Genomic DNA, 22,418 nt, shown 5'->3' with positions numbered 1-22,418 from the left:
CCGTCATGACCATCGACCAAGTCGTTCTCATCACCGGTGCGTCCAGCGGCATCGGCGAAGCCACCGCGCGCGTTCTCGCCGGGGCCGGCGCCACCCTGATGCTGGGGGCACGGCGGACCGGGCGGCTCGACGCGCTTGTCCGGGAAATCCAGGGGAAGGGCGGCAGGGCCGCGGCCCGCGCCCTCGACGTGACCGACCGCGCCAGCATGGAAGGCTTCGTTGACGAAGCCAGGGACCGCTTCGGCCGGATCGATGTCCTCGTCAACAATGCCGGCGTGATGCCGCTGTCCCCGCTCGCCTCCCTGAAGGTCGAGGAATGGGACCGCATGATCGACGTCAACATCCGCGGCGTCCTCCATGGCATCGCGGCCGTCCTGCCGGTTATGGAGGCGCAGGGAGGCGGGCACGTCGTCAACATCGGTTCGGTCGGCAGTTTCGAGGTGGTGCCGACCTCCGCCGTCTACAGCGCGACCAAATTCGCGGTGCGGGCCATCACCGACGGATTGCGGCAGGAAAGCGAGACGATCCGCACGACCTGCATCTATCCCGGCGTGACGCGCTCCGAACTCGCCGACACCATCACCGACGAGACGGCTGCCCGCGCGATGGTCGAATACCGCCGCAACGCAATCGAACCGGAAGCCATCGGCCGCGCCGTCCTCTTCGCCATCGAACAGCCGCGGGATGTCGGGGTCAACGAGATCACCGTCCGTCCCGTCGCCCGCAGTTGAGAGCAGGGCGCGCCGATCCGTCGGGAGTTGCCGGGGTTGTTCGCCCCGGCCGCCTGCTGCGCGTCACGCACGGGTCAGACCTGTGAAAACGGGTGATAAACTTGACGATGCCTGCAATTCCTTCGTAAAAATTGCGTCATAGATACGCGAGAGGGAAGAAATGTCGGGCAGAGAGAAACTTTCTCTTAAACAAGCGCTTCTCATCGGCGCATGCATGTTCTTGCCGGTCCAGGCAGGTGCCGCGTCGCCGTCCACGGATACGCTCGCGGCCAAGCATGCGTCTGCGAATTACAAGGAATTTGTCGAGCTTCTCGCCATTCCCAATGATGCAGTTGTTCCGGCTGACATTCAGAAGAATGTTGCATGGCTGGAGCAGGCCTTCCAGAAGCGCGGCTTCCAGGCGCGTGCGTTGGCGAACAACGGCAAGCCGATGCTGTTTGCGGAACTGCCCGGCGCCGACCCCGCCAAGAAGACCATCCTGTTCTACGCCCATCTGGACGGCCAGTCGGTCACCCCGCAGCAGTGGAAGCAGAAGAGCCCCTGGGACGCGACGCTGAAGCAGAAGACCGACAAGGGCGAGTGGGAGACGATCCCGCTGGAGAAGCTGTACGGTGAGCAGGTCGATCCGGACTGGCGGCTGTTTGCGCGGTCGTCGTCGGACGACAAGGGTCCGATCATGATGCTGCTGACGGCGTTCGACGCGCTGAAGGAGGCCGGCCAGAAGCCCAGCGTCAACGTCAAGATCATCCTCGATTCCGAAGAGGAGAAGGGGTCGCCGTCGCTCGGCGAGGTCATCCGGCAGAACGCCGAGCTGCTGAAGAATGACGCGCTGCTGGTGCTGGACGGTCCGATGCACCAGAGCAACAAGCCGACGCTGGTGTTCGGCAACCGCGGCGTCGCTCAGGCGACCCTGACGGTCTTCGGCGCCAAGCAGGGCCTGCACAGCGGCCATTTCGGCAATTATTCGGCCAATCCGGCGATGCGGCTGGCGCAGCTGCTGGCATCCATGAAGGACGAGAACGGCCGGGTCACCATTCCCGGCTATTATGACTCCGTGAAGATCGACGCGGCGGCGGAAAAGATCATGGCCGCCGTCCCCGACGACGAAGCGGCGCTGCGCAAGCGGCTGGGCATCGCGCAGGCGGAAAAGGTCGGCAAGAATTATCAGGAGGCGTTGCAATACCCGTCGCTCAACGTCCGCGGCATGGCGGCGGGCGACGTGGGCGCCAAGGCGCGGACGATCATTCCGGAAAGCGCCGTCGCCGAACTCGACCTGCGCACGGTTCCGGAAACGCCGCCGGAGCAGCTGATCGGCATGCTGAAGAAGCATATCGAGGCCCAGGGCTATCATCTGGTCCAGGGCAACCCGACGGACGAGGACCGGGCCAAGTACGACAAGCTGGCCTCCCTGGCTTCGGAGGAGGTCTCCGCCTCCAGCTCCGCGGCGCGGACCGACATGCAGGCGCCGGTCGGCGACTGGCTGTACCGCTCCTTCAAGGCGACCTACGGCGAGGACCCGGTGCGCATCCGCATGATGGGCGGCACCGTGCCCACCGGAGCGGCGGTCGAGGCGCTGAAGGTGCCCTTCGTCATCGTCCCGCTGGTGAATGCCGACAACAACCAGCACAGCTACGACGAAAACCTGCGCGTCGGGAATTTCGTATCGGGCGTGAAGGGCCTGATCGGACTGCTCCAGCAGCCGTTCTGATCCCCGAAGCGGCGCGCCCAGGCTCCCCGGCCCGGCGCTCCGCTTTCCGCATATGGCTCAGGTCTGGTGCGACACCTGACGGAACCGTGCCCGACACTGTGGCGGGTTCAGCCTTCCATGGGCCGACGCGGGCAGGTCGTCAGTCGGCGGGGTTCTGCGTCGGTCACGAGGACGGTCTCGCTCACGGCAACGCCGCGCGCCGACGCATACATGTGGAACACCTGCCCCGCTTCCAGACGGAAGTCGGCACCGGGGTGGAAGGACTGCGAGAAGTCGCTCGGCCGCGGCGTGCGGGCGTAGAGGCCCATGGCGTAGCCGGTCACGTTGCCGTAATCGGCCCGCAATCCGGCGTCCAGCACCGCCGTCCGCAGCAGGGCATCGACATCGCGGGCTGCCGCTCCCGGACGCATGGCGGCGATCTGCCGGTCCTGAAGCTCCGCCAGCTGTTGGAAGGTCTCCCGCGCCCCGGCCGGCGGGTCGCTGACGAAGACCGGCCGCATCAGCCGGGCGCCGTAGTTGCCGACCCGCGGTGTCAGTTCGACATGCAGGATGTCGCCCGGCATCAGCGTCCGGTCGAGGTCGTTGCCGTGCAGGAAATCGACGTGGCCGCCGGTTCCATGGCCGCCCGACACCAGAATCGGCCCTGGTCCGCCGTCGTCGGCGCCGAGCCAGAGCTGCGCCGCCGCCGCCGCGGCCGCCACTTCCCGCACCGTCCGGCCGGAGGGCACATGGTCTTCCAACCCCAGCATGCACTGGTCGGCGATGGCCGCCGCCGCCGCGATGGCGTCGATCTCGTCGGCGAACTTGCAGGCGCGCAGACGGTCGCTCAGCCCCGGCAACGGGACGAAGCGGGCATCGGGGAGCAACTCGGCAAGGCGCTGCGCGGTGGCGACGGTGTGGCCGTAGGAGACCGGATCGACGCCGATCCTGCCACCGGCGAGACCGCGTGCGGCAAGCGCATCCGCCACCGCGCCATGCGGATCCTCATGGTCGTCGAAGGTCGCCACCTCGCTGAACCAAACCCCGGAGCGGCAGGGGCCGGCGTCGATGGAGCGCAGGACGAAACAGGGGTCGCCCTCCATCGGCACGATGACGGCGCGGTAGAGTGTTTCCGACACGGTGTAGCCGCCGATCCAGGCGATCAGCTCGGCATGGTCGGCCAGGAAGGCGTCGCAGCCTTGGGCCGCCATGGCCTCGCGCAGCCGGGCCATCCGCGGTGCGAAGCGTGCTGCGGACGCGTTGGCTGTCATTCGGAGATCTCCGGACCGCAAATCTCCAGAATGGTCAGCATGTAGACGCGGATCATGTCGAGATAGTCGTCGATGTCGACCCGCTCGTCCGGCATGGTGTTGTAGCGTCCTCCCGGACCGCAGACGATGCCTTCCATGCCGCCGGAATGCTGGAGATGGCCGGCGTCGGTGCCGTAGAAGCCGGGCGGGGTGATGGCGCCGGTCGGCTGGTCGGTGCCGCGCACCGCGCGATAGGCGCGGTTCACCGCCTGGACGATGGCACTGTCCTTCGCCACCTCGAAGGTCGGCATGGTCGGTGTGCCGCCGCGATCCTCGGAGAAGACGCTGGCCTTCAGGCCGGGGAAGCGCGTTTCCAGCGCGTCCAGCTCGCGCCGCAGGTCGGCCAGCGCCCCGTCTTCGCTCTGGCCGGTGGCGTAGCGGGCGGACCCCTTGATCCGCACGAAGTCGGCGACCTGCGGCGAGCGCCACTCGTGCAGTTCCTTGCCCAGCGCGCCGTGGACGACGCCGACATGGACACGGTTGATCGTCGCATGCTCCGGCGACTTGGCGCCGGAGAGGGCGAGGGCGTTCAGCCGCGGGATCAGGTCGCAGGCGGCGACGACGGCGTCGACCGCCTCCTCGCGCTTGGACAGGTGGCGGGTGTCGCCGACCAGCTCGATGACGAAGCTCAGCGCCGCCGCGTGCATCGTCATCGCCTGGAGGTCGGTCGGCTCGCTGTTGATGAAGCAGTCGGCGCGCAGCCCCTGCTCCATCAGCGCCAGCGTGCCGACGCCGCCCTGAAGCTCGCCCACCACATAGGTCAGGATGACATCGCCACGCAGCTTCACCCCGGCGTCCATCAGGGTCTTCACCGCGCAGAAGTAGGCGGCGTCGCCCGCCTTCATGTTGGAGCAGCCGATGCCGTAGATGAACTTGTCGTCGATCTTTCCGCCCCAGGGATCGACGGTCCAGCCCTCGGTCACCGGATTGGTGTCGATGTGGCCGTTGAACAGCAGGCTCTTGCCGCCGCCGGTGCCGCGCCAGCGGCCGACGGCGTTGACCCGCCCGCCGGGCACCGGCGTCAGCTCCGCCTCCAGCCCCAGGGACGACATCGAGGCGGCCATGAAGCGGGCCAGCTCGCGCTCGCCCTCGGTCTGGCTGTAGCTCTTGTGCTGGACCATGCGGGAGAGGAAGGCGAGGGCGGCATCGGTGTCGAGCCGGGCGAGAATCTCTGCGGTGTCCATGGGGAGGTTCCTAGCAGGTCAGCCGACCGGGGTCGGCGAGGCGGCCATCAGGTCGCGCGTGTAGGGGTGGACATGGTCGGCGTCGACCGCGTCGATGGGCAGCAAATCGACCAGCTCGCCCCGGCGCATCACGGCGATGCGGTGGGCGATCTGGCGGATCAGGTTGATGTCGTGGGTGATGAAGAGATAGGCGGCCCCGGTCTCGGCCCGCAGCGCCAGCAGCAGCTCGATGATCGAGGCCTGGACCGAGACGTCGAGCGGGGCGGTGATCTCGTCGCAGATGACCAGCGAGGGCTTGGCGGCGAAGGCGCGGGCGATGGCGACGCGCTGCTTCTCGCCGCCGGAAAGCTGGTGCGGCCAGCGCGTGGCGTAGGTGGCCGGCAGCCGCACCTGTTCCAGCAGCCGGCCGATCTCGCCACTCAAATTGGCCGATCCCGTGCCGAACAGCTTCAGCGGGCGCGACAGGATCTCTCCCACCGTCTGGCGCGGGTTCAGCGAGCCGTCGGGATGCTGGAAGACGATCTGCACCGCGCGGCGATAGGCGCCGTCCATGTCGCGGGCCGAGCCGATCGGCCGGCCGTCGAAGCGGATGCCGCCGGAAAACTCGGCCAGACCGGTCAGCGCCCGCGCGATGGAGGATTTGCCGGAGCCGGACTCGCCGACGATACCCAGAATCTCGCCGGCCTTGATGTCGAAGCCGACCGCGTGGGTCGCCGGCGGCGGGGGCGGACGGAACAGGCGCGGCCGGGCATAGCGGACCGAGACCGCCTCGGCGGCGAGCAGGACGCGGTCCCCCGGACGGTCATGGACCAGCCGGTTTTCCGGGCGCGGCACCGCCGCCACCAGCTTGCGGGTTTCCTCGTGGGCGGGGCGGGCGAAGATCGAGGCGGCCGGCGCCTCCTCCACCAGCCGGCCCTTCTTCATCACCGCCACCCGGTCGGCGACGCGCGAGACCAGGGCGAGGTCGTGCGAGATGTAGAGCGCCGCCACCCCGGTCTCGGCCCGCAGCCGGGCGAAGAGGTCGAGGATGCGGGCGCCGGTGATGACGTCGAGCGCCGTGGTCGGCTCGTCGAAGACGATCAGCTCCGGCCGGCAGCCGAAGGCGGTGGCGATGAGGATGCGCTGCTTCTCGCCGCCCGAGATTTCGTGCGGATAGCGCCGCATCAGCGCGTCCGGATCGCGCAGCTCGACATGGCCCAGCAACTCCAGCGCCAGATCCCAGGCGGCGCGCCGGGTCAGGCCGCGGTTGTTGACCAGCGTCTCCGTCACCTGCCGGCCGACGGTCAGCGTCGGGTTCAGCGCGGTCGAGGGATCCTGGAACACCATGCCGATGCGCCGGCCGCGGATGCGGGTCAACTCGCGCGGCGGCAGGCTCCGCAGGTCGGTGTCGCCGAGCCGGATGCTGCCGGACAGTTCGCGGGCGTTCTTCGGTAGGTGCCGCATGATCGCCCAGGCCAGCGTGCTCTTGCCCGAGCCGGATTCGCCGACCAGCCCCTGCACCTCGCCGGGCGCGATGTCGAGGCTGATGTCCTGCAGGACCCGCAAGGGGCGGCTGCCGGTGAGGTAATCCAGAGTGTAGTCGCGCAGGGAAAGGACTGCGGTCATCGTTCGTCCCGCGGGTTCATGGCGTCGCGCAGCCCGTCGCCGAGCAGGTTGAAGGCGATGGCGGTCATCGCGATGGCCAGCGACGGTGCGATGAGGATCCAGGGCGCCTGATGGACGTACTGGCGCGCCTCCGCCACCATCAGGCCCCATTCGGAGGCCGGCGGCTGGGCGCCGAGGCCGAGGAAGCTGAGGGTGGCGAACAGCATCACCGCGAAGGAGACGCGGATCGTCGCCTCGATCACCACCGGTGCCATCACATTCGGCAGCATCTCGCGGAAGATGATCCAGGACGCATTCTCGCCGCGCACCGTGGCCGACTTGACATAGTCCTGGCCGCGTACGGTCAGCGCCACCGCGCGGGTGACGCGGGCCATGCCGGGGGCGAAGGTGACGGCGATGGCGATCATCGCGTTGCCGGCGCCATTGCCCAGCGTGCTGACCAGCAGCAGGGCGAGCAGCAGGCCGGGCACCGCCATCACCGCGTCGATGGTGCGCATGATCGCCTCGTCCCAGCGCCCGCCGAGATAGGCCGACGCGGTGCCGACCACGGCGCCTGCGACGGTGCCGAGCAGGGTGGCGGCCAGCGCCATCGGCAGGGTGGAGCGGGCGCCGACCAGCATGCGGCTCAGCACGTCGCGGCCGAACTGGTCGGCGCCGAACCAGTTCTGGGCACCGAGCGGACGAAAGCGGCCGAGGAAGTCCATCTTCTCCGGGTCGTGGGGCGCCAGCCAGGGGCCGAACAAGCAGGCGGCGGCCAGCACCGCCAGCAGGATCAGGCCGATGGCGCCTTGCGGCGTGCGCATCAGGCGGCGCAGCAGATCAGTCATAGCGGATCCTCTTGTCGAGGACGGCGTAGGCAACGTCGGCCAGCGTGTTGGCGACGGCGTAGGTCGCCGACATGATGAGGGCGCCGGCCTGGATCGACGGCAGGTCGCGGGCGGTGACCGCCACCATCAACTGCCGGCCGATGCCGGGGATGGCGAAGATCTCCTCGATGACGATGATGCCGCCCAGCAGATAGCCGACATCCAGCGCCACGATGGTGACCACCGGCAGCAGCGCGTTGCGCAGGGCGTGGCGGACCAGCACCGTGCGCTCCGGCAGCCCCTTCAGCCGGGCGGCGCGGATATAGTCGCTGTGCAGCACGTCGAGCGTTTCCGATCGCACCATGCGGGCGACATGCGCCACCAGGATCAGCGAGGCGGTCAGTACAGGCAGGGTCAAGTGCCGAACCGCGCCGCCGAAATCCTCCAGCGGTGAGACGTAGCCGGTGGCGGGCAGCCATTGCAGGGTGTCGGCCAGCAGCATGGCGAGCAGCGTCGCGGTGACGAATTCCGGGAAGGAGACCCCGAGATAGGAGATCAGCCCGGTCGCCATGTCGGCCAGCTTGCCCTGGCGCACCGCCGCCAGCATGCCCAGCGGCACGGCGATCACCAGCATGACCAGGATGGCGGCGACGGCCAGCAGAAGCGAACGGCCGAGCGCCGTCAGCATCTCCGGTCCCACCGGCTGGCCGGTGCGCATCGACAGGCCGAAATCGCCGGTCGCGACGTGGCCGACCCAGCGCAGATACTGCCACCAGATCGGGTCGCCCAATCCGAGGCGCTCGCGGATCGCGTTCAGCGCCTCGGCGGTGGCGTTCTCGCCCAGCAGGGTGACGGCGGCGTCGGCGGGCAGCGCCTGGGTGATGCCGAAGACCAGCACCGACACGATGAACACCGTGTAGAGGATCAGCGCCAGCCGCCGCAGGAGCCAGGACGCGCTCACGGCCTCAACCCCGCTTAGGCGCTGCGGCCCCCAGCGAGACGAAATCGAGGCGGAACACCGAGCCGCGCGGGTGCAGGTCGTAGCCCTCGACATAGTCGCGCCGCGCCGCCAGCAGGTCGAAGAAGACGGGGATGACCGACGGTACCTCGTCATGCATCAGCTGCTGCGCCTTGGCGTAGAGGGCGGCGCGCTCGGTCTCGTCGGTCTTGGCCCGCGCCTCGGCGACCAGGGCGTCGAAGTCCTTGTTGTTCCAGCGCGTCTCGTTCCAGGCGGCGTCGGAGGTGTAGAGAAGCGAGAAGACCGCGTCGGCGGTCGCCTGCATGTTGTAGAAGCCGACGTAGAAATTGCCCTTCTTCCACACTTGGTCCAGGTAGGTGGCGTGCGGCATGGTCTGCACCTGGATGCGGAAGCCGGCGGGCTTCGCCATCTCGCGGATGGCGACCGCCAGTTCGGTGCGGGTGCCCGGCTTGTCAGACGCGATCATGGTCAGGTCGACGCCGTTCGGATAGCCGGCCTCGGCCAGCAGCTTCTTCGCCTGGGCAAGGTCGGCCTTGCGCAGCGGCTGCTCGCGGTGGAAGCGGTAGGCCGGGCTGATCGGTGTGTCGTTGCCGGGGGTGCCGTAGCCGCCGGCGACGAAACCGACCATCGCCTCGCGGTCGACGGAGAGCGCCAGCGCCTTGCGGACGCGCGGGTCGGAGAAGGGCTTCTGGTCGCAGCCCATGTTGACGTTCAGGAACTGGCCCGACGGCACGCGCAGCGCCTTGACGCCGGCAGCCTTCTCCAGCCGCTGGTACTCGCCGGGGGCGGTGCCCAGCATCAGGTCGATGTCGCCGGAGATCAGCGCCGAGGCCTCGGCGGTGCGGTCGGGATAGACCAGCACCTCGACCCGGTCGAGATAGGGGCGCGCCGGGTCGTAATAGGCCGGGTTGCGCTCCACCACGATCTTGCGGTCGGGTTCGAAGGAGACCAGCTTGAACGGGCCGGTGCCGACGGCGCTTCGCGACAGGCTGTCGAGGTCGGTCTCGATCACCTTGGCCGGGACGATGCGGGCGTTGGTGTAGGCCAGCGCCACCGGCAGGTCGGCATGGGGCGAGGTCAGGCGGAACAGCACCGTCCGCTCGTCCTTGGCCGTCACTTCCTTGATCGGGCCGACGTTGGTGCGGCCCGGCGAGGCGGTCTTGGGGTCGAGGATGGCGGTGAAGGTGGCGACCACGTCGGCGGCGGTGCAGGGCGAGCCGTCATGGAAGGTCAGGCCCTGCCGCAGGACGAAGGTCCATTCGGTCAGCGTCTGGTCGGGCGCCCAGGATTCGGCGAGGTCCGGCTCCACCTTCATGCCGGCGGTGAGCCTCGTCAGGCCGGAATAGAGCAGCTCGGCCACCAGATATTCCGGGTTCACGCGGGTGCGCAGCGGGTGGATGACGCTGGCGGCCTGATCGACCGAGATGCGCAGCACGCCGCCGCGGCGCACGGCGCTCTGCTGGGCGAAGGCCGGTGCCGCACCGGTCAGGCTGAAGGCGGACAGGGCGCCGAGGCCGGCGGCGGTTCCGGAGAGGAAGAGGCGGCGGGTCACGGAACTCATCGGTCGGACTCCTTCTGCGGGCCGCGGCCTGGGGTCGGCACGGCGTTCGGATCGGTGTTTTGATCGGTGTTTTCGGGGATCATGTCGGGGGCGAAGCCGGCGGCCAGATAGGCCAGCACGCTCTGCGCCAAGGCCACGATGTCGGCGACGGTGGTGTGTTCGTCGGGGGAATGGACGTTGCTCTCGGCCCGGCCCAGCCCGGTCAGCAGCACCTCCTGCATGCCGGTGCGCTGGACCCAGCCGAAGTCGGAGCAGCTGGCTGCTCCCCAGGCGCGGAACTCGTCCGGGCGGTAGCCGAAGCCGGCCGACAGCGCCGCCTGCCAGCGCGGCCAGTGCGGCCCGGTCGGATCGCCGGTCGGGGCGAGATGGCCGACCAGCTGGATGTCCACCGCGATGTCGGGGCTCGCTGCCATCGCGCGGGCGACGGCCGTTTCGATCTCCGCCCGCGCCTCCTCATAGTCCTCTTCCGGCGCATAGCGGCGGCAGACCAGGATCTCGAACAGCGAGGGCACCTGCCCGCCGCAGATGCCGCCATGGGCGGCGGCGATGTCGAGCCGGGCGGCCAGCGGACCGGAGGCGGTCGGCGGCGGGGGCAGGGCCGAGGTCCGTTGCGCCACCACCGGCTTGAGGTCGGTCAGTGCCTGGAGCAGCGGCAGCGCCGCCTCGATGGCGTTGACTCCGGAACCGGACCGGTTGCCCTCGCCGGCATGGACGGTGTGGCCGTGCAGCCGGATCTGCAGGTTGAACAGGCCGAAGCAGCCCGCCCAGATGCGCGGCGCGGCGCTGCCGTTGAAGTTCAGGACATGGCCCTTCAGCAGCCCCTGTTCGGCAAGGTAGCGCACGCCGGGATAGAGCCCGCCCTCCTCGTCGGTGCAGAACAGCAGCATCGGGTCGTAGGCGAGCTGCAGGCCGCAGGCCTCGGCGGCGCGCAGAGCCAGCAGCACGGCGGCGATGGTGCCCTTCATGTCGGCGGCGCCCAGCCCGTAGAGCCGGTCGCCGTCACGGGTCAGGCGGAGCGGGTCCTTGTCCCAGCCGGCGGCGGCGGGCACGGTGTCGACATGGAAATAAAGCCCGAGAACCGGCTTGCCCGTCTCGCGTTCGCCGATGAGATTGGTGCGCCGGCCGGACGCCGGCCCGCCGGGCACCCGCCACAGCTCGTCGGGGACGACGGCCCGGCTGGAGCGGAAGCCCAGCGGGGCGATCAGCTCATCCATCAGGTCGGCGAAGGCGTCGTAGCCGGCGCCGGGAGGAAAGGACGTGTCGACAGCGATCATGCGGGCGAGATCGGCCACGGCTGGTTCCGCCGATTGCGCGATCCAGGCCATCGCCGCATCGAGGGAGTCGTCGCCGGTGGGCTGGCCGCTTCCGTGCCGATTGTCCATGACAGGCTCGCTGTTTTCTATATTCTATAAAGAAATGTGACCGGCGCACAAATCTTTGTCAATCGTCAAGATTCGAGCAATTTCTGGCTATTTTCGAGGCGGTAGTGAACAAAAAGACGGCAAAAATGGCGGGTGACCTGCCGATCCCGCTCTACGAGCACGTCAAGCGCCGCATGGCGGAAGCCATTCTGCTGGGCGAATGGCCGCCCGGCATGGTGCTGCCGGGCGAGGTCGCGCTTGCCGCCGATTATGGGGTTGCGGTGGGAACGATGCGCCGCGCGCTGGCCGACCTGACCGCGGACGGCATGCTGATGCGTCGGCGCAAGACCGGGACGGTGGTCACCGGGCGCACGCCGCAGCACAGCCTCCGCTTCTTCTTTCAATATTACCGCCTGCATGGCGGCGACGGCCAATTGCTGTCGTCGGAGGCGGTGGTGACCGAGGTCGGGCAAAGCCCGGCCACCGCCGACGAGGCGGCCCTGCTGGGCGAGGCACCGGGGGAGCCGCTGATCCGCATCGCGCGGCTGCGCCGGGTGGAGGGGCGTTCGGTGATGCGCTCCCACATCGCGCTGGTGGCCCGCCGGGTGCCCGATTTCCCGCTGGAACCGTCACTGGTGCCGCAGCGGCTCTACCTCCACCTCCTCGACGTTCACGGCATCCGCATTTCCGCCGTGCGCGAGCGGGTCTCGGCCGGGCTCGCCACTGCCGAGGATCGCGCCGACCTTGGCGTCCCCGACCCGACGCCGCTTCTGGTCATCGACGAGGAGGCGTTCGACCAGACCGGAACCCTGACCATCATCAGCCACCACAGGACGCTGACGGACGACCACAGATATGTGAACGAAGTGCGCTGACGGACGAGAAGCCATGGCACCGTCGACAGCGGCCGGCCGATACCCTGCGGTGCGGAGGTGCCCGATGCTTCAGATGTGCAGGTAGGTTTCCTGAATGTCGGCCGCCCGACCCAGATCCGCGCTGGTGCCGCTCCACACCGTGCGGCCCTTCTCGATCACCGCGCAGGCATCGGCGAGGCGCAGCACCGCCGACAGGTTCTTGTCGACCAGAAGGATGGACTGGCCCTCGCGCTTCAGCGTCTCCAGCACCGCCCAGATTTCGGCGCGGATCACCGGGGCCAGCCCTTCGGTCGCCTCGTCCAGAATCAGCAGGCGCGGGTTGGTCATCAGCGCCCGGCCGATTGCCAGCATCTGCTGCTCGCCGCCCGACAGGCGGTTGCCCAAATTGCGGCGGCGTTCGCGCAGGCGGGGGAACAGCTCCCACACCGCCTCCAGCGTCCAGCGCGCTGTTCCGTCGCCGCGGGTGGCGGCGGTGGCGACGAGGTTTTCCTCCACCGTCAGGGTCGGGAAGATCTGGCGGCCTTCCGGGACCAGCCCCACCCCCAGCCGCGCCACCCGGTGCGGCGGCATGCGGCCGATGCCTTGGCCGTCGAAGCTGACAGCGCCGCCCCAGCGCGGAATCAGCCCCATCACGGCGGAGATGGTCGTCGTCTTGCCCATGCCGTTGCGGCCCATCAGCGCCAGCACCTGCCCGGCCTCGATGGAGAGCGACACGCCGAACAGCACTTGGCTCTGGCCGTAGCCCGCCGTGAGGTTGTCGATCTTCAGCATCACGCCAGCGCGTCCTCTCCAAGATAGGCGGTGCGGACCTCGGGGTGACCGCGGATCTCGTCCACCGTGCCGGTGACGATGACGCGGCCATAGACCAGGACGGAGATGCGGTCGGCTAGGGCGAACACCGCCTGCATGTCATGCTCGACCAGCAGGATGCCGTAGCGGCTGCGCAGCTCGCGCAGGATGCCGATCAGCCGCTCGGTCTCCTCCGGACCGGCCCCGGCCAGCGGCTCGTCGAGCAGCAGCAGGCGGGGGTTCATCGCGATGGCGATGGCAAGTTCGAGCTGCCGCTTCTCGCCATGCGACAGGGCGGCGGCGGTGCGGTCGGCGACCCGCCCCAGCCCGACGGTGTCCAGCGCTGCGCGGGCTTCCCCATTCAACGCCGCTTCGCCCGCCACCTGCCGCAGGAAGCGGAAGGAGGAGCCGCTGCGCGCCTGCACCGCCAGCGCCACATTCTCCAGCGCGGTGAAGCCCGGCACGATGCTGGTGATCTGGAAGCTGCGGGCCAGCCCCAGACGGGCGCGGCGCTCGAACGGCAGGGCGGTCACGTCCTGGCCGGCGAAGCGGATGGTTCCGCGGTCCGGGCGCAGGGTGCCGCTGATCTGGTGGATCAGCGTGGTCTTGCCCGCCCCGTTGGGACCGATGATCGCATGGATCTCCCCCGGCAGGACGGTCAGCGACACGTCGGAGGTCACGGTCAGCGCGCCGAAATTCTTGCTCAGGCCGTGCAGTTCCAGCAACGGATCAGGCATCGGCATTCCTCCGCTTGGGCGAGGCGAACCGGAAGGCGGCGCGCAGGCGCAGCGGCGCGCCGACCAACCCGTCCGGCAGGAACAGCACCGACAGCACCAGCAGCGGCCCGAACACCAGCCGCCAGTAGACCAGCAGGTGCGACAGCGTTTCCTCCAGCAGCACGATGGCGAGCGCCCCCAGGATCGCGCCGCCGAGCTGGCCGACGCCGCCGAGGATGACCATGAACAGCAGTTCCCCCGACCGGGTCCAGGACAGCAGGGCAGGGGACACGAACTCCGTCGCATTGGCGAGCAGTGCGCCCGACAGGCCGCCGACCGCCCCCGCCATCACATAGGCGACCAGACGGTAGGGGTAGGGCTGGAAACCCACCGCCAGCGCCCGCTGCGGATTCTCCCGCGCCGCCCGCAGCACCCGGCCGAAGCGGCTGCCCAGCAGCAGGGTGCCGCCCACCCACACCAGGGCCAGCAGGCCCAGGCACAGGAAATGGAAGGTCAGCCGGTTGTCCAGGATCCGGCTTCCCAGCCACTCGGTGCGGGCATAGAGCGTGTAGCCGTCGTCACCGCCCAGGCTGGAAAAGGAGGAGGTGGTGAAGAAGGCCATCTGCCCGAAAGCCAGCGTGATCATGATGAAATGCACGCCGCTGGTGCGCAGCGACACCGCTCCCGTGACGAGCGCATAGGCGGCCGCCGCGGCGATGGCGGCGGGGATGACGATCAGCCCCTCGCTGACCCCGGCGGCGTCGAAGGCGACCACGGCATAGGCGCCGATCCCCATCGTCGCGGCGTGTCCCAGGCTGACCAGCCCGGCGCCGCCGACCAGCAGCGACAGGCTGACCGCCGCCATGCCGAGGATCATCGCGCGCGCCAGCAGGCTGAGCGCGAAGCCGTCGCCGAAGCCGAGGAAGGGGGCCGCCGCCAGCGCCAGCAGCGTGACCAGGGCCAGCGCATGTTTGCGGAGGGTCTTGTGGAACGGGGCCGTCATGCCGAACGTCCCCCTGGGAAAAGCCCGGCCGGACGGAAGAACAGGATGGCGGCCATGACGATGTAGACCAGCATGGAGGCCAGCGCCGCCCCGGTCTGCCGGGCCGACGACGGGTCGAGCAGCAGCCGGAGCAGGTCCGGCAGCATTGCCCGTCCCACACTGTCGAGCAGCCCGACCAGCAATGCTGCGATGAAGGCGCCGCGGATGGAGCCGACGCCGCCGATGACGATCACCACGAAGCACAATATCAGCACGGTGTCGCCCATGCCCGGCGCCACCGGGAAGATCGGGCTGGCCAGCGCCCCGGCGAAGCCCGCCAGCATGGCGCCGAAGGCGAAGACGACGGTGAACAGGCGGCGGATGTCCACCCCCAGCGCCGACACCATGGCGGGATGGGTCGCCCCCGCCCGCACCAGCATGCCGGCCCGCGTCCGCTCCACCAGGAACCACAGCAGCAGCGGCACCACGATGCCGACGCCGATGATGACCAGCCGGTAGGTCGGGTAGATCAGCCCGGCGACGATCTCCACCCCGCCCATCGGGCCGCCGGTCAATCCGGACGGCTCCAGCACGGTCTGTGGAGCGCTGCCCCACAGCGCCCGCGTCGCCTCCTCCACCGTCAGGATCACGCCGAAGGTGGCGAGCACCTGGCTCAGATGGTCGCGGCGGTAGAGATGGCGGAACACCAGCCATTCCAGCGCCAGCCCGACCAGCAGCGCCACCGGCAGAGCCAGCAGCGCCCCCAGCCAGAAGCTGCCGGTCCATACCCCCAGCGTGGCGGCGACATAGGCCCCCAGCATATATTGGACGCCATGGGCCAGATTGATCAGGTCCATGACGCCGAACACCAGACTGAGTCCGGCCGCCACCAGGAACAACAGCACCCCGAATTGCAGGCCGTTGAGGGCCTGCACCAGAAGCATGGACATCGCGAAAGCCCCCCGTCAGCCCGTCCCGCCCGTCACCCCATCTTGCAGGAGGCGGCGTAGCCGTCGGCGTCGGCGCTCAGCACCTTGCGCACGGTTTCCGTCTGGAACTTGCCGTCGGCGCGCTTGGCGACCTTGCACAGCCAGAAATCCTGGATCGGGAAATGGTTGGGCCCCAGCCGGAGCGCGCCGCGCACCGACGGGAAGTCGCCGGCCTCCAGCGCCGTGCGCAGCGCCGTCTTGTTGGCGACGTCGCCGCCTGTCCGGCGGATCGCCGCGTCCAGCATGTGGGCGGCGTCATAGGCATGGGCGGCGAAGTTCGACGGGACATAGCCGTAGGCCGCCTCGAACTCCTGCACGAAGCGGCGGCTGTGCGGGTTGTCGAAGTTGGGCGCCCAGGTGGCGGCGGTGTAGAAGTCGAGAGCCGACTCGCCCTGCGCCGGCAGGGTCGATTCGTCGACAGTGAAGGTGGACAGGAAGGGGATGTTGGCGAGCCCGGCCTGCCGGTACTGCCGCACCAGATTGACGCCCAGCGCGCCCGGCATGAAGGTGAAGATGGCGTCCGGCTTGGCGGCGGCGATCTTGGTGACCTCGGTCGAGAAGTCGAGCTGGCTCAACGGCACATAAATCTCGTCGACCACCTCGCCCTTGTAGCGGCTGCGGAAGCCGGCCACCGCGTCCTTGCCGGCCTGATAGTTCGGCACCAGGATGAACACGCGCTTGTAGCCCAGATCCTGCGCCGCCTGCCCCATGGTCGCGTGCGGCTGGTCGTTCTGGTAGGCGCTGCTGAACAGGAAGGGGCTGCATCCCTTGCCGGCAAGGGTGGAGGGGCCGGCGTTGGCGGTGATGAGGAAGGTGTTGCTCTCCGTCACCGGGCGGACGATGGCCTGCAGCATGTTGCTGAACACGACGCCGACCACGAAATCGACCTTGTCGCGCTCCAGTGCGGCGCGGACCTTGGAGACCGCCACGTCGGGCTTCAGCTCGTCGTCGATCACCAGCGTCTCGACCGCCCGGCCGCCGAGCTGGTTGTTCAGCCGCGTCACCCCCGCCAGCCAGCCGTCGCGCAGATGCGTGCCCAGCGCCGCCCCCGGACCGGACAGCGTGCCGACGAACGCCACCTTCACCGCCTGATTCTGGGCCCGCGCGATGGACGGCGCGAATGCGAATCCCCCGGTGGCGGCGACGGTTGCGGTTGCGGCGGTCGTGGTGAGAAAGCTGCGACGGTTCATTGGTGGATTTCCCTGTTCTTGATGTGTCGGAAGCATACCCTCGCAGTCCGGCTTTTGGCATCCGTGTCTGTGCGGTGCGCCGGTTGTCCGTGGTGGGAAGCGAACTGTCCAGATCCGAAATCCGGTTCTTCCGAACCGGACCGGACTGTCTGGAAGGACACTTGATGGCGGCGATGGCCTGATTCCGGGGGGCAGATGCTTCGCCCCGGCCAGCGCGCCGTCATGCCGACACTGAAGAGAACGCGGTGGGAATCCGTTCCAATTGTCTCCCGGCGGAAGGGGCATCGGGTTGGGAGGCTACCGTCCGGCCTCCTCCGTCAGAACGGGGCGGGCTCCGATCTGGTTCATCCAGCCGAACCAGTCTTCGAGATGCCAGGTGTGGGTCAGCTTGCCGTCGGCGATGCGATGGAATTCATGGATCGCCACCCGGAAGGACCGGCCGGTCGGCGCGATCCCGAACCAGTCGCCGCTGTGCGTTCCGGTCATCACCGCCCGCACGGCGGCACGGCCGGGCGCACCGACGATGTCCAGGATCTCGATTTTGGTGTCCGGGAACGCTGCGAGAAATCCGCGAATCAGCGGTTTCATTCCCTCACGGCCCGGCTGCTGGCCGGGATTGAGCGGAATGTCCTGCCAATCCTCGGTCACCGCCTCGTCGAGAAGGTCCGGGTTGCCTTCGCTGAAGGCGCGGTAGAGCGTCTCGACGGCGCGGAGTTCCTGCGGCGTGAGCCCGGTTCCGGTCACTGTGTCGTCCTTCGGTGCCATGGGGCTTTTCCTTTCATGGATGCGATGAAGGGACGCTATCCGATGACCGGACATGCTTGAAATCGATCCTCGATATATGAAAACATCCACGCCATGGATTTGCATGGCATCGACCTGAACCTGCTCGTCGCCTTCGATGCCCTGATGGCCGAGCGCAGTGTGACACGGGCCGGGGCTCGCATCGGCCGCACCCAACCGGCCATGAGCGCCGCGCTTGCCCGTCTGCGCGGGCTGCTGAAGGACGAGCTGTTCGTCCGCGGACCGAATGGGTTGCAGCCGACCCCGCTGGCGCTCGACCTGGCTCAACCGATCGGCCGGGCCCTGACCGAACTCCAGCAGGCACTGGCGTTCACGCAGAGCTTCGACCCGTCGACCTCCATCGTCAGCTTTACCCTGGGCCTGTCGGACCACCCGACCTTTGCCCTGCTGCCGGCCCTGCTGGAAATCCTGCGCGAACAGGCGCCGGGCGTCACCCTGCGCATCCGCAACTTCATCGCACGGGACGATGCCATCGGCATGCTGGACTCCGGCGAGGTCGATCTGACGGTCGGCGTGCCGCCAACCTCCACCGGCAGAATTCTCAGCCGCATCCTGTTCGAGGAGCGTTTCGTCTGCGTCGTCCGCAAGGGACATCCGACTGTGCGCCCACCGCTCGAACTGAATGGCTTCCTGGAGCAGTCGCACCTTCTGGTGTCGCCGGAAAACGAGAGTTACGGGGTGGTCGATGCGGCCCTGGCCAAGCAGGGATTGAAGCGCCGGCTGGCCCTGACGCTGCCGCAGCTCTATGCCGCTCCGGCCCTGGTGGCGCAAACGGACCTGATCGCCACCTTGATGGAAGGCGTGGTCGCCGCCTCGGGCCATGCGGAGCGGCTTTGCATCATGCCGGCCCCACTCGACCTTCCGCCGATTCTCTTCGCCCTGTCCTGGCACCGTCGCAACGATGTCCACCCCGCACAGCGGTGGTTCCGCGACCTGCTGGCGTCGGTTCCGCACCGTGCCGGACTTCGTCCCCCGGCCGAACCGGCCGCCTGATGCGGCGGTGAACCTGTTCGGCGAGGTCGGTTCAGGTGCCCGCCGCTTCCGTCTTGAGCAGGCTGACGATGGCGTCGGCGATCATCCGCTTGTGCCGGGTGCGTGTGTCGGTGGCGGCGAGATTCTGATGGAAGATCAGGTTGAAGGTGTGGCGGTTCGACACCCGAAAGAAACAGAAGGCGCTGATCATCAGATGCAGATCGATGGGCTGGATGTCGGCCTTGAACACACCCGCCGCCCGGCCGCGCTCCAGAATGCGGGCCAGCGTATCGATGACCGTGATGTTCAGGTTGGCGATGGCCTTCGACTTCTTCATGTGTTCGGCGCGGTGGATGTTCTCGATGCTGACCAGCCGGATGAAGTCCTCGTGCTGCTCCTGATAGTCGAAGGTGAAGTCGATCAGGGCGCGAATCGCCGCCTCCGGGTCCAGATTCTGGAGGTTCAGCCGGTTCTCGATGGCGCGGATGTCGCCATAGACCTTCTCCAGAACGGCAAGATACAGCTCCTCCTTGCCGCCGAAGTAATAGTAGATCATGCGCTTGGTGGTGCGGGTGCGTGCGGCGATGGCATCGACCCGGCCGCCGCTGAATCCCAGCGAGGCGAACTCCTCCGTCGCCACCTCAAGGATGTCCTGGCGGGTGCCTTCCGGATCGTTCTTGCGGCTCGGCTTGGCTTTTGGAGTTGTTCCGGTCGCGTCGTCCGCCGTCATGCCCTGTTCCATTTTCATGCGGCGCAGAGAGCGCCTTCAACGGAGGTAATGGACGAACGTGACAAAAAGCTCAATGCCGGAGTGGTGGAGCGTGCGGACACACTCCACCTTGAACTCGCCGGTCAGTTCGACGCGCGCTTCTTTTCGATGGTGGCATAGGCCTGGGTGACCAGTGCATCGCCGATCTCGGCCTTGTACTTGTCGACCACCGGCTTGACCTTCTCGCGAATCTTGGCGAGTTCGTCGGCCGGCAGTTCATCGATGGTCAAGCCCTTCGCCTTCAGCGACGCCAGCGCATCGGCCTCCTGCTCGCGCGACAGCTTGCGCTGGAAGACGGTGGCTTCGGCCGCAGCGCTCTGGAACAGGGCCTTTTCATCAGAATTCAGCGTATCCCAGAACTTCTTGGAGATGATCAGCGACTGCGGATTGTAGATGTGCCGCGTGATCGTCATGTATTTCTGGACTTCGTTGAACTTGGTCAGTTCGATGGTCTTGGCCGGGTTCTCCTGCCCGTCGACGGTGCCGGTTTCAAGCGCGCTGTAGAGTTCGGGGAAGGCCAGCGGCACCGGGTTGGCGCCCAGCGCCTTGAAGATGTCGATGTAGATCGGTGTCTGGATGACGCGGATTTTCAGGCCGGCGATGTCGGCGGCGGTCTTCACCGGCCGGCGGTTGTTGGTCAGGTTGCGGAAGCCGAGGTCCCAGAAACCGAGCCCGACCAGCCCCTTTTCCGGCAGCTTCGCCATCAGCTGCTCGCCCACCGGACCGTCCAGCAGGGCGTCGGCCTCGGTCGCGCTGTTGAACAGGAAGGGCAGGTCGACCAGCGCGAATTCCTTGGCCTGGGACACCAGGATGCCGGCATTCATCACCGACATCTCGACGATGCCGCCCTGTAGCGCCGAAACGGTCTGCACATCGCCACCCAGCGTGCCGCCGGGGAACAGCTTCACCTTGATCTTGCCGCCGCTCTTCGCCTCAACGATGTCGGCGAACTTCTGCGCGCCCTGGCCCTGAGGGTGCTCCTTGACGTTCTGGAAGGCGAATTTGACCGAACGGTCCTTGTAGTCCGCGGCGGTAGCGGCACCGGCGAACAGCAGGCCGGGCAGCAGCAGGCCGGCGAGCAGGGATTTCATGTGCGTCTTCATTGGGTTTCCTCCGGGTTTTTTCTTGCGGAATGGGATCAGTGGCTGAGCCAGGCCGCCGGAACCATCACCAGCGACGGGAACAGGGTCAGCAGGAAAAGGACGAACAGTTGCACCAGCATGAAGGGCCAGACGCCTTTGATGACGCCCTCCATGCTGACCTTCGACACGCCGCAGACCACGTTCAGCACGGTGCCGACGGGCGGGGTGATCAGGCCGATGGCGTTGTTGATGATGAACAGCACGCCGAAATAGACGGGATCGATGCCGGCCTGCTTGCACACCGGAACCAGGATCGGCGTCAGGATCAGGATGGTCGGCGTCATGTCCATCGCGGTGCCGATCGCCACCACCAGCGCCATCATTGCCAGCAGCAGCAGGGTCTGGTTGCCCATCAGCGGCTCCAGCAGATCGGTCACCATCCCCGGCAGGTTGGCGACGGTGATCAGCCAGGACGACACCAGCGCCGCCGCGACCAGGAACATGACGACGCTGGTCGTCTTCGCCGCCCCCAGCAGGGCCGGGTAGATGTCGGCCAGCGACATCTCGCGATAGACGCAGACGGCGACGAACAGCGAGTAGACGGCGGCGACCACGGCGGCCTCGGTGGGGGTGAAGACGCCGAACTTCAGCCCGACGATGATGATCACCGGCAGCATCAGCGCCCACACGCCCTCGCGCAGGATCGCGAGCACCTCGCGCAGGGAGCGGCGCGGCGGGGGCGACAGGTTCTCCTTGCGCGACACGTACCACCAGGCGCCGCACAGGCCGATGGCCAGCAGGATGCCGGGGAAGATGCCGGCCAGGAACAGCTTGGTGACCGAGACGTTGCCCGCCACGCCATAGATGACGAAGCCGATGGAGGGCGGGATGATCGGGGCGATGATGGCACTGGCCGAGACCAGACCGGCGGACTGGTTGCGGTCATGGCCGGCCGCCACCATCATCGGCACCAGCAGGGTCGCCAGCGCCGCCGCATCCGCCACCGCGGAGCCGGACAGGCTGGCCATCACCGTCGCAGCCAGGATGGCGACATAGCCGAGCCCGCCGCGAATGTGGCCGACCATCGCCATGGCGAGGTTGACGATGCGCTTGGCCAGCCCGCCGGTGTTCATGATCTCGCCGGCCAGCATGAAGAAGGGCACGGCCATCAGGGGAAAGCTGTCCGCGCCGTTGATCAGGTTCTGCGCCACGATCTGTGCGTCGAACAGGTCGAGCTGGATCATCAGCGCCACGCCGCACAGCAGCAGCGCATAGGCGATGGGCATGCCGATGGCCATGGCGCCCAGCAGGGAGCCGAGGAAGATGGTGATGGTCATGGTCCGGCGCCCTCAGCGGCTGGAGACGGTGCGGGGAGGCAGCGGCACAGTATCCGCCCGGTTGCCTCCCTGGTTGGTGGACTGGTGCGTCCGGTGGCCGCCGGTGTGGGCGCCATGGGCGGTGGCCTCCGGCAGGTCCTCCGATTCGGAGACCATCACGAGGTCGTCGTCGGAGATTTTTCCGGTCAGCAGCAGATACATCTCGTGCAGCAGGATGGCGCCGGTCGACAGGCCGAACACCACGCCGATGCCGTAGAGCAGCCCCATCGACAGGCCGGTGGCCGGTGCCTGGGCGCTCCAATTGATGAGGGTCTGGGTCCAGCTTCCCTGCAGCACCAGCCAGGTGACCCACAGCATCAGGCCGCAGCTGAGCACCGCGCAGACCATCTTGCCGGTCCGCGGCAGGCGGGCCACCAGCGTATCGACGCCGAGATGCGCCCGCTCGCGCAGGCCCAGGATGGCGCCGAGGAAGCACATCCAGACGAAGAACAGGCGCGACATCTCTTCCGACACCGTGATGCCGCTGTTGAAGGCGTAGCGCAGCACCACATTGCCGAACACCAGCACCACCATGCCGGCCATGCACAGCGCCATCAGAATCTTGATGAGGGTGAAATAGGCTTCGACCAGCTGTCTCATGCGGTCCTCCCGGTGCCGGCGCCCCGCCGGCTTATCTCTATTCGATTGGG

General features: G+C 67.9%; 21 protein-coding genes. 4 read left to right on the top strand and 17 right to left on the bottom strand.

Annotated features, from left to right (window positions below; translation table 11 throughout):
• Positions 1-5 precede the first annotated feature (5 nt).
• Positions 6-731: an SDR family oxidoreductase gene (locus ABNQ40_RS01820; protein ID WP_109048808.1), complete on the top strand. Its 726-nt coding sequence runs from the start codon at positions 6-8 to the stop codon at positions 729-731.
• A 214-nt stretch (positions 732-945) separates the two neighbouring features.
• Positions 946-2,439 carry a M20/M25/M40 family metallo-hydrolase gene (locus ABNQ40_RS01815; protein WP_199235269.1) on the top strand — a complete coding sequence of 498 codons (1,494 nt, stop codon included), beginning with the start codon at positions 946-948 and terminating at the stop codon, positions 2,437-2,439.
• Between the two features lie 107 nt (positions 2,440-2,546).
• On the opposite strand, the gene ABNQ40_RS01810 is transcribed toward ABNQ40_RS01815, so the two are convergent.
• Genes ABNQ40_RS01810 through ABNQ40_RS01780 form a run of 7 tightly spaced genes read right to left on the bottom strand, consistent with a single transcriptional unit; the run spans position 2,547 to position 11,245 of the window.
• The gene (locus ABNQ40_RS01810; RefSeq protein ID WP_109048810.1) at positions 2,547-3,689 is read right to left on the bottom strand and encodes a Xaa-Pro peptidase family protein; all 1,143 of its coding nucleotides are present in this window, start codon (positions 3,687-3,689) and stop codon (positions 2,547-2,549) included.
• Positions 3,686-4,912, bottom strand: a complete 1,227-nt coding sequence (locus ABNQ40_RS01805; RefSeq protein WP_109048811.1) for a M20 family metallopeptidase — start codon at positions 4,910-4,912, stop codon at positions 3,686-3,688. Before ABNQ40_RS01805 ends, ABNQ40_RS01810 begins: the two co-directional genes overlap by 4 nt.
• A gap of 18 nt (positions 4,913-4,930) precedes the next feature.
• Entirely contained in the window at positions 4,931-6,517 is a 1,587-nt protein-coding gene (locus ABNQ40_RS01800; protein WP_109048812.1) for an ABC transporter ATP-binding protein, read from the bottom strand.
• A complete protein-coding gene (locus ABNQ40_RS01795) occupies positions 6,514-7,344 on the bottom strand; it encodes an ABC transporter permease (protein ID WP_109048813.1) in 831 nt (276 codons plus the stop codon). Before ABNQ40_RS01795 ends, ABNQ40_RS01800 begins: the two co-directional genes overlap by 4 nt.
• Complete coding sequence (locus ABNQ40_RS01790; RefSeq protein WP_109048814.1) at positions 7,337-8,284, bottom strand: ABC transporter permease; 948 nt, start codon at positions 8,282-8,284, stop codon at positions 7,337-7,339. Before ABNQ40_RS01790 ends, ABNQ40_RS01795 begins: the two co-directional genes overlap by 8 nt.
• Before the next feature lie 4 nt (positions 8,285-8,288).
• Positions 8,289-9,863: an ABC transporter substrate-binding protein gene (locus ABNQ40_RS01785; RefSeq protein WP_109048815.1), complete on the bottom strand. Its 1,575-nt coding sequence runs from the start codon at positions 9,861-9,863 to the stop codon at positions 8,289-8,291.
• The gene (locus ABNQ40_RS01780) at positions 9,860-11,245 is read right to left on the bottom strand and encodes a M20 family metallopeptidase (RefSeq protein WP_109048816.1); all 1,386 of its coding nucleotides are present in this window, start codon (positions 11,243-11,245) and stop codon (positions 9,860-9,862) included. Before ABNQ40_RS01780 ends, ABNQ40_RS01785 begins: the two co-directional genes overlap by 4 nt.
• Before the next feature lie 125 nt (positions 11,246-11,370).
• Between ABNQ40_RS01780 and ABNQ40_RS01775 the strand changes: the two genes are divergently transcribed.
• The gene (locus ABNQ40_RS01775; RefSeq protein ID WP_109048817.1) at positions 11,371-12,099 is read left to right on the top strand and encodes a GntR family transcriptional regulator; all 729 of its coding nucleotides are present in this window, start codon (positions 11,371-11,373) and stop codon (positions 12,097-12,099) included.
• Between the two features lie 69 nt (positions 12,100-12,168).
• On the opposite strand, the gene ABNQ40_RS01770 is transcribed toward ABNQ40_RS01775, so the two are convergent.
• The 6 genes from ABNQ40_RS01770 to ABNQ40_RS01745 form a co-directional block, all read right to left on the bottom strand.
• Positions 12,169-12,870 carry an ABC transporter ATP-binding protein gene (locus ABNQ40_RS01770; RefSeq protein WP_109048818.1) on the bottom strand — a complete coding sequence of 234 codons (702 nt, stop codon included), beginning with the start codon at positions 12,868-12,870 and terminating at the stop codon, positions 12,169-12,171.
• Positions 12,870-13,625: an ABC transporter ATP-binding protein gene (locus ABNQ40_RS01765; RefSeq protein WP_109048819.1), complete on the bottom strand. Its 756-nt coding sequence runs from the start codon at positions 13,623-13,625 to the stop codon at positions 12,870-12,872. Before ABNQ40_RS01765 ends, ABNQ40_RS01770 begins: the two co-directional genes overlap by 1 nt.
• Entirely contained in the window at positions 13,618-14,607 is a 990-nt protein-coding gene (locus tag ABNQ40_RS01760; RefSeq protein WP_109048820.1) for a branched-chain amino acid ABC transporter permease, read from the bottom strand. The genes ABNQ40_RS01765 and ABNQ40_RS01760 overlap by 8 nt, the downstream gene beginning before the upstream one ends.
• Positions 14,604-15,536, bottom strand: coding sequence for a branched-chain amino acid ABC transporter permease (locus ABNQ40_RS01755; protein WP_109048821.1), 933 nt, complete (start codon positions 15,534-15,536; stop codon positions 14,604-14,606). The genes ABNQ40_RS01760 and ABNQ40_RS01755 overlap by 4 nt, the downstream gene beginning before the upstream one ends.
• Positions 15,537-15,568: 32 nt before the next feature.
• Complete coding sequence (locus ABNQ40_RS01750; protein WP_109048822.1) at positions 15,569-16,765, bottom strand: ABC transporter substrate-binding protein; 1,197 nt, start codon at positions 16,763-16,765, stop codon at positions 15,569-15,571.
• Positions 16,766-17,062: 297 nt separating this feature from the next.
• Complete coding sequence (locus ABNQ40_RS01745; protein ID WP_109048823.1) at positions 17,063-17,530, bottom strand: ester cyclase; 468 nt, start codon at positions 17,528-17,530, stop codon at positions 17,063-17,065.
• Between the two features lie 93 nt (positions 17,531-17,623).
• On the opposite strand from ABNQ40_RS01745, the gene ABNQ40_RS01740 reads away from it, so the two are divergent.
• Positions 17,624-18,562 carry a LysR family transcriptional regulator gene (locus ABNQ40_RS01740; RefSeq protein ID WP_109048824.1) on the top strand — a complete coding sequence of 313 codons (939 nt, stop codon included), beginning with the start codon at positions 17,624-17,626 and terminating at the stop codon, positions 18,560-18,562.
• 31 nt (positions 18,563-18,593) lie between these two features.
• On the opposite strand, the gene ABNQ40_RS01735 is transcribed toward ABNQ40_RS01740, so the two are convergent.
• The 4 genes from ABNQ40_RS01735 to ABNQ40_RS01720 all read right to left on the bottom strand — a co-directional run bounded on the left by ABNQ40_RS01735 (position 18,594) and on the right by ABNQ40_RS01720 (position 22,368).
• Positions 18,594-19,271: a TetR/AcrR family transcriptional regulator gene (locus tag ABNQ40_RS01735; RefSeq protein WP_109490819.1), complete on the bottom strand. Its 678-nt coding sequence runs from the start codon at positions 19,269-19,271 to the stop codon at positions 18,594-18,596.
• A gap of 122 nt (positions 19,272-19,393) precedes the next feature.
• Entirely contained in the window at positions 19,394-20,413 is a 1,020-nt protein-coding gene (locus tag ABNQ40_RS01730) for a TRAP transporter substrate-binding protein (protein ID WP_109048825.1), read from the bottom strand.
• A gap of 35 nt (positions 20,414-20,448) precedes the next feature.
• The gene (locus ABNQ40_RS01725; protein WP_391345407.1) at positions 20,449-21,729 is read right to left on the bottom strand and encodes a TRAP transporter large permease subunit; all 1,281 of its coding nucleotides are present in this window, start codon (positions 21,727-21,729) and stop codon (positions 20,449-20,451) included.
• A gap of 12 nt (positions 21,730-21,741) precedes the next feature.
• Positions 21,742-22,368 (bottom strand): TRAP transporter small permease, encoded by a 627-nt coding sequence (locus ABNQ40_RS01720; RefSeq protein WP_247879505.1) that lies wholly within the window; start codon positions 22,366-22,368, stop codon positions 21,742-21,744.
• Between the last annotated feature and the right edge of the window lie 50 nt (positions 22,369-22,418).

Origin of the sequence: Azospirillum sp. A23 (assembly GCF_042938965.1) — a bacterium.
Lineage (GTDB): Bacteria > Pseudomonadota > Alphaproteobacteria > Azospirillales > Azospirillaceae > Azospirillum > Azospirillum melinis.
Note: the sequence above shows the minus strand (reverse complement) of the source record. Positions and strands in the feature narration are given on the sequence as shown.

What these genes read in the sequence shown, in the direction of transcription:
- ABNQ40_RS01820 (WP_109048808.1), top strand. Translation starts at nt 6, where the DNA reads ATGACCATCGACCAAGTCGTTCTCATCACCGGTGCGTCCAGCGGCATC.
- ABNQ40_RS01815 (WP_199235269.1), top strand. Translation starts at nt 946, where the DNA reads ATGTTCTTGCCGGTCCAGGCAGGTGCCGCGTCGCCGTCCACGGATACG.
- ABNQ40_RS01810 (WP_109048810.1), bottom strand. Translation starts at nt 3,689, where the DNA reads ATGACAGCCAACGCGTCCGCAGCACGCTTCGCACCGCGGATGGCCCGG.
- ABNQ40_RS01805 (WP_109048811.1), bottom strand. Translation starts at nt 4,912, where the DNA reads ATGGACACCGCAGAGATTCTCGCCCGGCTCGACACCGATGCCGCCCTC.
- ABNQ40_RS01800 (WP_109048812.1), bottom strand. Translation starts at nt 6,517, where the DNA reads ATGACCGCAGTCCTTTCCCTGCGCGACTACACTCTGGATTACCTCACC.
- ABNQ40_RS01795 (WP_109048813.1), bottom strand. Translation starts at nt 7,344, where the DNA reads ATGACTGATCTGCTGCGCCGCCTGATGCGCACGCCGCAAGGCGCCATC.
- ABNQ40_RS01785 (WP_109048815.1), bottom strand. Translation starts at nt 9,863, where the DNA reads ATGAGTTCCGTGACCCGCCGCCTCTTCCTCTCCGGAACCGCCGCCGGC.
- ABNQ40_RS01780 (WP_109048816.1), bottom strand. Translation starts at nt 11,245, where the DNA reads ATGGACAATCGGCACGGAAGCGGCCAGCCCACCGGCGACGACTCCCTC.
- ABNQ40_RS01775 (WP_109048817.1), top strand. Translation starts at nt 11,371, where the DNA reads ATGGCGGGTGACCTGCCGATCCCGCTCTACGAGCACGTCAAGCGCCGC.
- ABNQ40_RS01770 (WP_109048818.1), bottom strand. Translation starts at nt 12,870, where the DNA reads ATGCTGAAGATCGACAACCTCACGGCGGGCTACGGCCAGAGCCAAGTG.
- ABNQ40_RS01765 (WP_109048819.1), bottom strand. Translation starts at nt 13,625, where the DNA reads ATGCCTGATCCGTTGCTGGAACTGCACGGCCTGAGCAAGAATTTCGGC.
- ABNQ40_RS01760 (WP_109048820.1), bottom strand. Translation starts at nt 14,607, where the DNA reads ATGACGGCCCCGTTCCACAAGACCCTCCGCAAACATGCGCTGGCCCTG.
- ABNQ40_RS01755 (WP_109048821.1), bottom strand. Translation starts at nt 15,536, where the DNA reads ATGTCCATGCTTCTGGTGCAGGCCCTCAACGGCCTGCAATTCGGGGTG.
- ABNQ40_RS01750 (WP_109048822.1), bottom strand. Translation starts at nt 16,765, where the DNA reads ATGAACCGTCGCAGCTTTCTCACCACGACCGCCGCAACCGCAACCGTC.
- ABNQ40_RS01745 (WP_109048823.1), bottom strand. Translation starts at nt 17,530, where the DNA reads ATGGCACCGAAGGACGACACAGTGACCGGAACCGGGCTCACGCCGCAG.
- ABNQ40_RS01740 (WP_109048824.1), top strand. Translation starts at nt 17,624, where the DNA reads ATGGATTTGCATGGCATCGACCTGAACCTGCTCGTCGCCTTCGATGCC.
- ABNQ40_RS01735 (WP_109490819.1), bottom strand. Translation starts at nt 19,271, where the DNA reads ATGACGGCGGACGACGCGACCGGAACAACTCCAAAAGCCAAGCCGAGC.
- ABNQ40_RS01730 (WP_109048825.1), bottom strand. Translation starts at nt 20,413, where the DNA reads ATGAAGACGCACATGAAATCCCTGCTCGCCGGCCTGCTGCTGCCCGGC.
- ABNQ40_RS01725 (WP_391345407.1), bottom strand. Translation starts at nt 21,729, where the DNA reads ATGACCATCACCATCTTCCTCGGCTCCCTGCTGGGCGCCATGGCCATC.
- ABNQ40_RS01720 (WP_247879505.1), bottom strand. Translation starts at nt 22,368, where the DNA reads ATGAGACAGCTGGTCGAAGCCTATTTCACCCTCATCAAGATTCTGATG.